The organism is Candidatus Epulonipiscium viviparus, from assembly GCF_030708075.1.
GTDB lineage: Bacteria > Bacillota > Clostridia > Lachnospirales > Cellulosilyticaceae > Epulonipiscioides > Epulonipiscioides viviparus.
The window spans coordinates 1,989,746-2,002,311 of record NZ_CP117982.1 but is presented as its reverse complement, the minus strand read 5'-3'; the positions used below and the strand labels follow the sequence as shown (position 1 = coordinate 2,002,311).

At 38.2% G+C, this 12,566-nt stretch carries 12 protein-coding genes; all 12 read left to right on the top strand.

The genetic code is table 11. The features are described 5' to 3' along the window. The first annotated feature begins 26 nt into the window (after nucleotides 1-26). The 12 genes from PCY70_RS08375 to gap all read left to right on the top strand — a co-directional run bounded on the left by PCY70_RS08375 (nucleotide 27) and on the right by gap (nucleotide 12,535). Complete coding sequence (locus tag PCY70_RS08375) at nucleotides 27-905, top strand: YihY/virulence factor BrkB family protein (RefSeq protein ID WP_029488033.1); 879 nt, start codon at nucleotides 27-29, stop codon at nucleotides 903-905. Nucleotides 906-954: 49 nt separating this feature from the next. Next, a complete protein-coding gene (locus PCY70_RS08370) occupies nucleotides 955-2,004 on the top strand; it encodes a GGDEF domain-containing protein (protein WP_305766984.1) in 1,050 nt (349 codons plus the stop codon). 66 nt (nucleotides 2,005-2,070) lie between these two features. Continuing rightward, a complete protein-coding gene (locus PCY70_RS08365) occupies nucleotides 2,071-3,027 on the top strand; it encodes a P1 family peptidase (protein ID WP_305766983.1) in 957 nt (318 codons plus the stop codon). Nucleotides 3,028-3,045: 18 nt separating this feature from the next. Beyond that, the gene (trpE, locus tag PCY70_RS08360; RefSeq protein ID WP_029488034.1) at nucleotides 3,046-4,491 is read left to right on the top strand and encodes an anthranilate synthase component I; all 1,446 of its coding nucleotides are present in this window, start codon (nucleotides 3,046-3,048) and stop codon (nucleotides 4,489-4,491) included. Nucleotides 4,492-4,500: 9 nt separating this feature from the next. Continuing rightward, nucleotides 4,501-5,094 carry an anthranilate synthase component II gene (locus PCY70_RS08355; RefSeq protein ID WP_305766982.1) on the top strand — a complete coding sequence of 198 codons (594 nt, stop codon included), beginning with the start codon at nucleotides 4,501-4,503 and terminating at the stop codon, nucleotides 5,092-5,094. Between the two features lie 18 nt (nucleotides 5,095-5,112). After that, nucleotides 5,113-6,123: an anthranilate phosphoribosyltransferase gene (gene trpD, locus PCY70_RS08350; protein ID WP_305766981.1), complete on the top strand. Its 1,011-nt coding sequence runs from the start codon at nucleotides 5,113-5,115 to the stop codon at nucleotides 6,121-6,123. A gap of 3 nt (nucleotides 6,124-6,126) precedes the next feature. Continuing rightward, a complete protein-coding gene (gene trpC / locus PCY70_RS08345) occupies nucleotides 6,127-6,912 on the top strand; it encodes an indole-3-glycerol phosphate synthase TrpC (RefSeq protein ID WP_305766980.1) in 786 nt (261 codons plus the stop codon). Next, a complete protein-coding gene (locus PCY70_RS08340; RefSeq protein WP_305766979.1) occupies nucleotides 6,902-7,528 on the top strand; it encodes a phosphoribosylanthranilate isomerase in 627 nt (208 codons plus the stop codon). The genes trpC and PCY70_RS08340 overlap by 11 nt, the downstream gene beginning before the upstream one ends. 1 nt (nucleotide 7,529) lies before the next feature. After that, the gene (gene trpB / locus PCY70_RS08335; RefSeq protein ID WP_029488037.1) at nucleotides 7,530-8,708 is read left to right on the top strand and encodes a tryptophan synthase subunit beta; all 1,179 of its coding nucleotides are present in this window, start codon (nucleotides 7,530-7,532) and stop codon (nucleotides 8,706-8,708) included. A gap of 3 nt (nucleotides 8,709-8,711) precedes the next feature. Next, nucleotides 8,712-9,473: a tryptophan synthase subunit alpha gene (gene trpA, locus PCY70_RS08330; protein WP_010167238.1), complete on the top strand. Its 762-nt coding sequence runs from the start codon at nucleotides 8,712-8,714 to the stop codon at nucleotides 9,471-9,473. 45 nt (nucleotides 9,474-9,518) lie between these two features. Continuing rightward, nucleotides 9,519-11,201 carry a glycoside hydrolase family 2 protein gene (locus PCY70_RS08325; RefSeq protein ID WP_305766978.1) on the top strand — a complete coding sequence of 561 codons (1,683 nt, stop codon included), beginning with the start codon at nucleotides 9,519-9,521 and terminating at the stop codon, nucleotides 11,199-11,201. 320 nt (nucleotides 11,202-11,521) lie between these two features. Beyond that, complete coding sequence (gap, locus tag PCY70_RS08320) at nucleotides 11,522-12,535, top strand: type I glyceraldehyde-3-phosphate dehydrogenase (protein WP_305766977.1); 1,014 nt, start codon at nucleotides 11,522-11,524, stop codon at nucleotides 12,533-12,535. Nucleotides 12,536-12,566: the final 31 nt, after the last annotated feature.

Sequence of the window (12,566 nt, the reverse complement as noted above, 5' to 3'; positions counted from 1 at the left end):
AAATAATTAGTTTAAAGGAGGTTCTTATGGCTAAAATAAAATATTATTATTATAATATAAAAAAGCGTTTTCTGAACCATGACGTAAGTCCTAGAAGTGCCCAAATGACTTATTATTGGATTTTAGCTATATTTCCATTTTTACTTATGATTATCAACCTAATTTCCTATGTCAAAATAGATTCTATCAACTTTATGGAGTACGTTCCAAAAGTGGTTCCTAGTATGGTTGCACCACTAGTTGAATCTACAGTTAATTCTATGATCGAAAAAAGATCTGGCACAGGAATCTTTGTTGGTGCAGTACTAGCACTGTGGTCAACTTCGGCTGCAGTGAATACACTAATTAAAGGAATTTACTTAGCTTATGGGGTAGTCGATAGTCGAAATTTTGTTGTTAGAAAACTTGCCGGTATGATGTATTCTTTGCTTCTAGCGTTCATACTAATTGCTATGGTTGTGCTTTTAATTTTTGGAAATAAACTAGGTCAATATATTTTAAAGTTATTTTTGGTACGATACCCTAAATCTTATACATTAATGTGGGACTTGACACGATTGTGTTTATCTTGGATATTACTCATTTCAAGCTCTTATTTTATTCACAGAGTTATTCCGCGACGACATATCAAAAATCGATATCTTTGGCCCGGCGTTTTTTTTACAGCTATTAGCTGGTATGTTTTTTCGTATTTATTTTCTATATATGTAGAACATTTTTCTAATTATGGCTCTATGTACGGCAGCATCGGCGGAATTTTTGTGTTGCTAATATGGCTATATACCAATGGTCTATTTATTTTAATTGGCGCAGAAATCAATGCTATTATTTTAATAAACAAAAATGTACCGTATAGAAAAATTCTCAACTCTAGTATACAGACTAAAATTTTTCAAAAATATTGAATTTATATCAAAGATATTATAAAATTATAATTGAAAGAAGGTGAATTTAATGCAATCTTCAGATAATGCAAAGCAACTAGAAGAACTAGAAAATGAACTCAATATGCAAAGAGGCATGGTCTGGCTCTTAGGAGAAGTTATGAAAACTGCTTATGAAACAACTACATTTGTAGAACTTATGGAATCTACAACTGATATGATCATGGGAGTTACAGGTGCTAGTAGTTGCTATTTGTGGGTTGATAAAAAGAACTACTTAAGAATTTTTGAACGCAATATAGACAATAATAACCATTTTAGATCATACGATATTCTCAAATCAAATTCTGTGATAAATAATCCCAAAGAAATTCATTTATACAACTCAGAAGAAATAACTCAAAATATTTCAGAACTTGGATGCTCTACCAAAATGCTTCCAAAATCTAGGCTATATGTTCCTCTCCTAGATTTTACTACTAGCAAATTATTAGGCGGAATCATTTTGGAACAATTTACTGCAGACTATTTCACAGCTAATAAGCAAACATTTTTTCAAACTCTCGGAGTATTCATTGCTATCAACATAAAAAAAGCCAATATTTTGGCTCTTGCTACCAGAGAATCTGAATTAGATCCTATGACCAAATTATATAATAGACGCAGTTTGGATAAACTATTTAATCTTGCAAAAGAAAATAATGATGATATTATTGTCGCAATTGTAGATATTGATTATTTCAAAAGTATAAATGATATTAAAGGTCATGACACAGGAGATGCGGTGATCAAATTTGTTGCCAAACTTTTATGCGGATATTTGGACCCCCTACGCGGAACGGTTGTGCGTTATGGCGGTGATGAGTTTGTGATAATAATTCCTGTACATTATCTCGATGCTGCCGCAGTACTAAATAATATCTTAGAGACTTATATTAATTCTGATTTTATTAAATCACTTAAGTTATTAACAAGTTTAACTATTGGGATGTCGATTTCTGCTTCAAATCTAAATATACAAAATTTAATTAGCATAGCCGACGAAGCTCTATTAGAAGGCAAACGCTTAGGTAAAAATGTAGTAATATTAAACAATCACGGCTCTTTTTCTAAAGTTTAATATATGTTGAGGATTCCGAGTTAGGAGTACTTGTTTCTAATTCATTTCCTCAGAAAGGAGAGTTTTATGACCGAAATAAATTTATTAGACATAGGTGGCTTTAAAATTGGACATGCAGACAATACAGCATCAGCAACTGGCTGTACAGTTTTCTTGCCTCACATATTCGCTCCATGTGGAGTTGATGTACGCGGTGGTGGTCCCGCATCACGCGAAATTCATTTACTAGATTCTCAGATGGCTGCATCTGGCTTACACGCAATTTTACTTTCGGGAGGCTCCGCATTCTCTCTCGAAGCTGCCACTGGTGTTATGGAATATTTAGAACAACGTGAAATCGGCTTCGACACCGGCATAGCAAAGGTGCCATTGGTCTGCCAGAGTGCATTGTTTGATTTGGGTGTTGCTTGTGCCAATATACGTCCCACCAAAGCTATGGCTTATGCTGCTTGCGAAAATGCTTCTGCAACTAATTTGGCTCTCGGAAATGTTGGTGCCGGCATAGGATGTACTGTTGGCAAAATTTTAGGAATGGATTTTGCTATGAAAACAGGCATCGGTGCTTATGCCACACAGGTTGGCAACATAAAAATCGGAGCATTGGTCGCTCTAAATGCTTTGGGTGACATATTCGATGCCACTGGTACTCAGGTCGCTGGCGTTCTTTCTGCAGATAAAAAGTCAATGCGTAATTCTGAACAAATTTTATATGCAATGCAAGAGACAGCCGCCGTTGCTACAAACACCACATTAGCCATTGTTATTATGAATTGCAAATTTACAAAGTCGGAGCTCAATAAAATTGCTTCTATGGCACAAAATGGCTATGCCAGAGCAATTACCCCTATCCATACTATGGCCGATGGAGATACAATATATACTACCAGCGTTGGCAACGAAACAGCAGATCTAAATGTAATTGGCACGCTCGCGGCTACTGTTGTTCAAAAAGCTGTTATCAATGCCGCTCTAACCGCAACTGGTGCATATGGATTTGTCAGCTACAATGACCTACAAAATTAGCATGAAGGGAATTTTATTATGATCGAATTATCAAAATATAAAGATGAATATAAAATGTTTCCATTATCAGCAGAAATTCTTGCTGACACAACAACCCCCATCAACATCTTACGAAAACTTAATGAAATTAGCGATAACTTTTACTTGCTAGAGAGTGTCGAAAACTCTGAAAGCCTCGGCAGATACTCCTTTTTAGGATTTGAGCCTAGCTTAAATATCAAATATAAAAACGGCATCACCACTATCACCAGCAGCGAAATCATTTCAACTTCTACCGAAGATCCCATTACTATTTTAAGGAAGTATATAAACAAGTACAAATCTCCAAAATTGCCCGAATTACCTCCGTTTACAGGCGGCTTTATTGGCTATATGGCATACGAAATGATTGCTTATGCCGAGCCAAAGCTAACCTTGCCTCTCAATCATGACAACGATTTCGAATTTCAATTCTTTGACAAGGTGATTGCCTTCGATAACTTAAAGAAAAAAATTATTGTAATAGTAAATATGAAACTTGATAATATCGCAAAACAATATAAAAAAGCTAGACTAGAGATTGCCAAAATTATAAGCTTGATTCAAAGCACCGAAGCGCCCGAAAAAATTCCATATCCCAAAACAGTATCGTTTAATTGCACTACCAGTAAAACTAAATTTTTCGATATGGTTAAACGTGCAAAACAGTATATTACAGATGGAGATATTTTCCAGGTCGTCTTGTCGCGCAAATTTGAAGCCGACTTTAGTGGCAGTTTAATCGATGCCTACAGAATGCTCCGAGTCAATAATCCTTCGCCATATATGTATTTTATCAAAAGCGATGCCTTAGAAATATGTGGCACTTCTCCAGAAACGCTAGTTAAAGTTGTCGACCGAAAAATTACTACTTTTCCTGTTGCAGGCACCCGACCGCGCGGTAAAACTCCAGAAGAGGATGCCGAGCTTGAGCGCTCCTTGCTTGCAGATGAAAAAGAGCTTGCAGAACACAATATGCTGGTCGACTTAGCACGCAATGATATTGGCCGCGTTGCTGCATTTGGAACTGTTGAAGTAGAAGAATATTTGCAAATTCATAGATATTCCAAGGTTATGCACATCGCCTCGATTGTTTCTGGAACACTCAAAAAATCTTTTGACGCGTTTCATGCCATAAACTCTCTTTTACCTGCAGGCACATTATCTGGTGCTCCCAAATTTAGAGCTTGCGAAATCATTGCCGAACTAGAGGAATGCTCTCGCGGAATTTATGGTGGCGCCATTGGATACATCGATCTATCTGGCAACTTGGACATGTGCATCGCAATTCGAACCGCTATCAGTGATGGACAAAAAGTATATGTACAAGCAGGTGCGGGAATCGTTTACGACAGTATTGCCCACAACGAATATCAAGAATGTCGCAACAAAGCCAGTGCCGTAATGCAAGCCGTAGAAAATGCCTACAATATAGATCAGTTTTAGGAGGTTGCCATGATTTTAATAATTGATAATTATGATAGTTTTACCTACAATTTAGTACAAATGTTTGGAAAATATGACGACAACATTTTAGTTAAACGAAATGACGATATAACAATAGACGAAATTATCGAGTTAAATCCCAGTCATATTGTCTTATCTCCAGGCCCTGGCAAACCTGCAGATGCGGGGATTTGCGAAGCCCTAGTACAAGCTGCAACTGTTGCTTATCCTAACATTTCCAACACTCCTATATTGGGTGTATGTCTTGGGCACCAAGCGATTTGCGAAGCCTTTGGAGGAGATGTAACTTATGCTCCTGAATTAATGCACGGAAAGTCGAGCATAATAAATGTTAATAATGACAACAAGCTATTTAAAAATTTGCCTTCGAAAATTAAAGTTGGACGATACCATTCTCTAATTGGTACAAATTTACCCGAATGTTTGCACGTCATTGCCACTGCTAATGATAATGAAGTGATGGCTGTCAAACATGTAAATTATGAGATATACGGTCTACAATTTCATCCTGAATCAATTTTGACTATAGATGGAGATGCCATGATCCAAAATTTTTTAGACACACAGACTTTAAATAAATAAATTTTAGGAGTATATATTATGATTGATCAAGCAATACGAAAACTTTTGAACGGCCAAAATTTACATGCAGACCTTGCCACTGCCGCAATGACGGATATAATGACAGGCAAAGTTGATGAAGTTAAAATAGCAACATTTCTCACTGCGCTTCGCATCAAAGGTGAAACTTCTGAAGAAATCACCGCCTTTGCAAGAATTCTCAGAAATCGAGCACTTAAAGTACCCACCGATTCTGATGTGCTTGATATTGTTGGCACCGGTGGCGATAACACCAACACATTTAATATTTCTACGACTACAGCATTGGTAGCAGCTGCCTGTGGTGTCCGAGTTGCAAAGCATGGCAATCGCAGTGTTTCCAGCAAAAGCGGTTCTGCAGATGTTTTGGAGGCACTCGGTGTCAATATCAATCTCGCGGAAGATGCACACAAAGTTCTTATGAACACTGGCATCACATTTATGTTTGCACCATTATTTCATTCATCTATGAAACATGTGGCTTCCGCTCGCAAAAAAATGGGGATTCGCACCGTTTTTAATATACTTGGACCTCTCATTAACCCCGCATTCGCTTCTTTTCAAGTAATGGGTGTATACGACGAAAAGCTGGTTGTTCCTCTTGCAGAAGTGCTCAACAATTTAGGCATCAAGCGCGCACTAGTCATTCATGGCAAAGATGGTCTCGACGAAGCCACACTCACAGATCTCACCTATGTTTGCGAAATAAAGAATAACAATCTCACATCATACTATTTGGACCCACGTGACTTTGGCTTTAATTTTTGCGAAATGGCTGATTTAGTGGGTGGCGATGCAACAGAAAATGCTCAAATCACTAGAGACATCCTTGCGGGAATCGAACGAGGTCCAAAACGCGACGTTGTCATACTCAATACTGCACTTGCACTTTATGTTGCACTTGATATTAGCATTTCTGCAGGCGTAGAACTTGCTACTGCAGCGATTGATAACGGGCAAGCTATTGAAAAATTAAACGAACTAATTAAAATGAGTAACGGGAGGGTATAGATAATGATTTTAGATAAAATTTTGCAAGCCACAAAACTTAGGGTTGATGCCGAAAAATTAAAAACTCCCGAGTCAACGGTTCGCGAATTAGCCGCTGCCGCTCCAGCCAAACCCAGTTTTAAAGCAGCAATCTCCAATATGGATGCTATCAATTTCATTTGTGAAGTGAAAAAAGCTTCCCCATCCAAAGGAATTATGGTCGCTGATTTCGATTATAAACAAATAGCAATCGACTATGAAATCGCAGGTGCAGCAGCCATATCGGTGCTTACAGAACCCGAATTTTTTTTAGGCAGCTCCCAATATTTGGCTCAAATAAGCAGAATCGTAAAAATTCCTCTGTTAAAGAAAGATTTTATAATTGATCCATATCAAATTTATCAGGCAAAAGTTGATGGTGCTAGTGCAGTATTGCTCATCTGCTCAGCACTTGACGATGCCGCGCTTGCAGAATATCTTGCTATTGCAAAGTCTTTACAACTAGATGCCTTAGTTGAAACTCATGATGCAACAGAAGTTTCGCGAGCCTTGGCTGCCGGCGCAGAGATTATAGGTGTCAACAATCGAGATCTAAAAACTTTCAATGTAGATATCAACACCTCCGTTGCATTGCGCGCATTGGTCCCAGCAGATATAGTTTTTGTAGCTGAGAGCGGCATTCGCACCCGCACTGATGTTGAAATATTAGAAGCTGCTCATGTCAATGCCGTATTGATTGGCGAAACTTTAGTCAAGCAAACCGATAAAACACGTATCTTAAACGAATTGAAGGGTTGCCATGAAAATTAAAATTTGTGGAATTACATCTACCCAAGACCTCCGAGCTATCAATGAATTTAAACCTGATTATATCGGATTTATCTTTGCACCTAGCAAGAGACGAATTACTCTGGCAGATGCAGTCACCATAAAGGCCGAGCTCGCAGCAGATGTTGCAACCGTTGGAGTTTTTGTCAATGCAGACCTAGACTTCATTGCTGCTGCAGCAGACTCTGCAATCGACTTTATCCAACTTCATGGTGACGAAACTTCAGAATATATTAACAACTTAAAATCTTTGACAGATAAACCTATTATTAAGGCAGTACGAGTAAAAAGCACCGCGCAAATCCTTGCCGCCGATGAGTTATCATGCGACTATTTACTATTAGATACATTTCATGAAAATAGCTATGGTGGCGTTGGCAAAACGTTTGACTATACCCTAATTCCAGCAACGAAGCACAAGATTTTTTTGGCTGGAGGTTTAAACATCAACAACATTGATTCAGCCATTTCGGCGAACCCATTTGCACTTGATATAAACTCTGGCGTCGAAATCGATGGCGTCAAAAATTATGATAAAATAAAAAATATAATATTACATTGTAGGCACACACTTGCTGCAGCAAAAAAGGAGAAATAATATGAGTAGATATGGTAATTTTGGAGGGCAATTTATTCCAGAAACCTTGATGAGCGCACTAGATGAGTTAGAGAAGGCATATAACCATTATAAGGATGATCCGCAATTTTGCAAAGAGCTACAGTATCTATCGAAGCATTATGCCAACAGACCTTCGTCTCTATATTTTGCAGAAAGGATGACAAAAGATCTTGGCGGTCCCAAAATTTATTTAAAGCGTGAAGATTTAAATCACACTGGTTCACATAAAATCAACAATGTTATCGGACAAATGTTACTCGCAAAGAAGATGGGTAAAACTCGTGTCATTGCAGAAACTGGTGCAGGTCAGCATGGAGTTGCCACTGCCACAGTAGCAGCACTTATGGGCATGGAATGCGAAATATTTATGGGTAAAGAAGATACGCAAAGGCAAGCACTCAACGTTTTTCGAATGGAACTATTAGGAGCTACTGTTCACCCGGTAACCAGCGGCACCCAAACTCTCAAAGATGCTGTCAACGAAACGCTTCGAGAGTGGGTTTCTAGAATTGCGGACACTCACTATGTAATGGGATCAGTTGTTGGGCCACATCCTTTTCCGCTAATCGTGCGGGATTTTCAAAAAGTTATCGGAGAAGAAATCAAGTCACAAATTTTTGAAGCCGAGGGGAGACTACCCAATGCTGTTGTTGCCTGTGTCGGGGGTGGGAGCAATGCTATCGGAACGTTTTATACATTTATCGACGATGCCAACGTTAAGCTTTTTGCCGCGGAAGCTGCAGGAGAAGGTATCCACACCCCATTTCACGCCGCATCTGTAAATAAAGGTTCTGTCGGAATATTTCATGGAATGAAGACGTTCTTTTGCCAAGATAATTATGGACAGATTGCACCTGTACACTCGATTTCTGCAGGACTAGACTACCCAGGAATTGGTCCAGAACATGCGCATCTACACGATTTGGGCCGCGCAACCTACGTGCCTATATCAGACGACGAATCTGTTGCCGCATTTTACTATTTATCCAAAATGGAGGGCGTGATTCCTGCAATAGAAAGTGCTCACGCCGTTGCTTTAGCCATACAGATCGCAAAGGACATGACCCACGAAGATATCATAGTAATCACAATTTCTGGACGTGGCGACAAAGATGTTGCCATGGTTGCAAAATATCAAGGCATAAACTTGGAGGAATAAATTATGAAAAATTTTAACTTTGCCACAAAGGCTTTCATTCCATTTATAACAGCTGGAGACCCTGACCTTGCCACATCGCGAGAGCTCATTCTTAGAATGCAAAAAGCTGGTGCGGACCTAATCGAAATCGGACTTCCCTTCTCTGATCCTGTTGCAGAAGGACCTATTATTCAAAGAGCCACAATGCGTGCCCTAGCAAATGGAGTTACAACCGATGCTATTTTCGATATGCTACGAAGCATCAAATCCGAAGTTACCGTTCCGCTTGCAATTATGACGTATATCAATCCAATTTTTACCTATGGTGCTGCTAAGTTTATGGAACAATGTAACGAAACCGGAGTCTGTGCAATAATCGTACCCGATCTGCCATATGAAGAGAAACATGAAATATACGAAGAGTGCGCTGCTCATAACATCAAATTAATTTCGCTGATCGCCTTAACATCAGAAGCTCGTCTTGCCAAAATTGCCAAAGAGGCAGAAGGCTTTTTGTATTGCGTTTCTTCATTAGGCGTAACAGGCGTTCGCGATACACTAACAACCGACATTGGAGCAATCATTTCAAAAGTTAAACAAATTACCGATGTTCCTTGCATGATTGGATTTGGCATTTCGACACCACAGCAAGCGAAACAAATGAGCGAAATCTCAGACGGAGTTATTGTCGGCAGTGCAATCGTAAAAATTATAGAAGAACATGGTATAAATTCACCTGATTATGTGGAAGAATATGTTAGAGTAATGAAAAATGCTATCAAATAACATATTTTTACTTCTCAAAATTTTATATAAAAGGAGTTATTTACTATGATTCGTGCATTCAAAACTAATGTTTGTAGAAATTATGAGATACTGAGCAACACATTTTGGAATTATATACCAAATGAAGGAGAACATAAAGGCAAGAGCTATCAAATTTATGTTCCTTCTTGTTTAGAAAAACATCCCGACTTTTTGAATTATAGAGGCAGCGGCACTTTTTATAAAAATTTTTATGCTGGTGGCAGTATCAGACTTGTTTTTAAAGGTGTTAGCCACACTGCCAAAGTTTATATTGACGACCAATTTGTCACCTTCCACTACAACGCCTATACTCCTTTTGAAGTTGTTATCAAAGATCTCGACGAAGGCAACCACATATTAAAAGTAGAAGTTGATAATAGATTCAACTCAGATTCTGTTCTTCATAAAGAAAACGACTATATGACCTATGGTGGCATCACACGCGGCGTTGTTATTGAACGACTGCAGAGTTTGTATATTAGAAACTTGTATTTTACCCCTGTAAAAAAAGGCGATCTTTGGACTGCTAAAATTCGTGTAATTGTAGAAAATGTTTCTGACCAAGACATCCTTGGAAATATCGATTTTATGCTAGAAACTATTCTTGGCGGGTTTGGCTCCGAATCAACCGTATTTCTCAAAAATTCTTTAACCGAGCTAGAAAATGAATTTGAGTTCCCTAATGTTTTGCCTTGGGATATGGAATCGCCAAATTTATACCTGCTCAAAACTTGGATCATTGTCGACAAAGAAATTCACGATGATTTAATCGAAACAGTCGGGTTTAGAGAAATTACATTAGACGGCAACCAAATTTTATTGAATGGCAAACGCATCAGAATTAAGGGATTTAATCGCCACGAAGATCATCCAGAATTTGGCTGCTCTTTGCCTTATGCTTCAATGGTTCATGATATCGAGCAAATTAAGGACATGGGTGCAAATGCCATTAGAACTTCGCATTATCCAAATGATGAATTATTCCTTGACTTGTGTGATGAAGCCGGAATTTTGGTCTGGGAAGAGGCTCACGCACGTGGCTTTAAGGAAGAGGATATGGACAATCCCAATTTTATGCCTCAATCTATTTCTTGCATCAACGAGATGGTCGACTGCCACTACAATCACCCTAGCATTTTCATTTGGGGAGTCCTCAACGAATGCATCAGCCAAAAAGAACCTTATGCTAGCTATCACAAAATACAGCTCGAGCAACTGCAAATTTTGGATCCATCTCGTCCAAATACTTTTGCAAGCAACAAACACTACAAAGACATCTGTTTTGCCTATCCTACAGTAGTTTCAAATAATATGTATCCTCTATGGTATCTTCCTGGAGATGTTGCAGAAGTTTTGCAAAAGCACATTAACTATGCCAACGATACTGCCGGAAAAGTTAAACCATTTATCGTAAGCGAGATCGGCTGCGGTGCCATTTATGGATATCGCCAGCGTTCTAAAGAAAAGTGGTCCGAAGAGGGACAAGCAGACATCATTGCTAAACAAATTACGCCGATGCTAGAAAATGCGGCTTGCACTGGAGTATTTATATGGCAATACTGCGACTGTCAAGTGAGTGCTGGTTGGTTTAAAGAACGCGGAAGGCTTCATAATAACAAAGGGATTGTTGATGAATATCGACGTCCAAAACTTGCTTATGATGTTGTAAAAAATATTTTTAACCAATACGGTAATTATTTTGAATAACTCCGCAAATCATGATAAATAAATATAAATATTTGCAAAAATTATATAGAAGTTAGACTATGTCCCTTTTTGCCACGCTGTTGTTCACAATCTACCTTTATAACTTATAAAGGTTTGCAAATTTATAAATTCTGATATTCGATACTAGTTTGTTGTAAAATATTGTGTAATTTTGAATTAAAAAAAATTCCTCAAACTCCTTGATTATTTTGGATAACTTATGCTATGCTAATTAAGGTTTAAATTTTTACTGCAATTCACCCAATTGCGGTAGAAGAACATCATCAATTAATTTTAATTTTTTAAGGAGGATTTTTTAAATGGCAGTAAAAGTAGCAATTAATGGTTTTGGAAGAATTGGTAGACTTGCGTTTAGACAAATGTTCGGTGCGGAAGGATATGAAGTAGTTGCAATCAACGACTTAACAGATCCTAAAATGCTTGCTCATTTATTAAAGTATGACACTGCTCAAGGTAGATACAACTTAGCAGATAAAGTTAGCGCTAAAGCAGATTCTATCGTTGTTGACGGCAACGAAATCAAAATTTATGCTGAAAGAGATGCTAAAAACCTCCCTTGGGGTAAACTTGGTGTAGACGTTGTACTTGAATGTACTGGCTTTTATACTTCAAAAGCAAAATCTCAAGCTCATATCGATGCAGGAGCTAAAAAAGTTATTATTTCTGCTCCAGCCGGTGATGACCTTCCAACAATTGTATTTGGAGTTAACGAAGGCACATTAAAAACAACTGATACAATTATTTCTGCAGCTTCTTGTACTACAAATTGTCTAGCTCCTATGGCAAAAGCTCTTAACGACTTAGCTCCTATCAAAAAAGGTTTCATGACTACTATTCACGCTCTTACAGGTGATCAAATGACTCTTGATGGACCTCATCCAAAAGGTGACTTAAGACGTGCTAGAGCTGCCGCGTTTAACATTGTTCCAAACTCAACTGGTGCTGCAAAAGCAATCGGCTTGGTTATTCCTGAACTTAATAAAAAACTCGACGGAGCTGCTCAAAGAGTTCCTGTAGCTACTGGTTCACTAACCGAACTTGTTGCTGTAGTTGAGAAAAAAGTTACTGCAGATGAAATTAATAAAGCTATGAAAGCAAACGAAACACCTTCATTTGGTTATGCTGATGAAGAATTAGTATCTAGTGACATCGTTGGAATCACTTGTGGTTCACTATTTGATTCTACTCAAACCAAAGTACAAGAATTATGCGACAACGCTTCTCTTGTAAAAGTTGTTTCTTGGTATGATAATGAAAATTCTTATACTAGCAACATGGTTAGAACTATCAAATACTTCGCAGAATTAAAATAATTGGTCCTAAAAAGGGTCCGGTCCTTTGGGG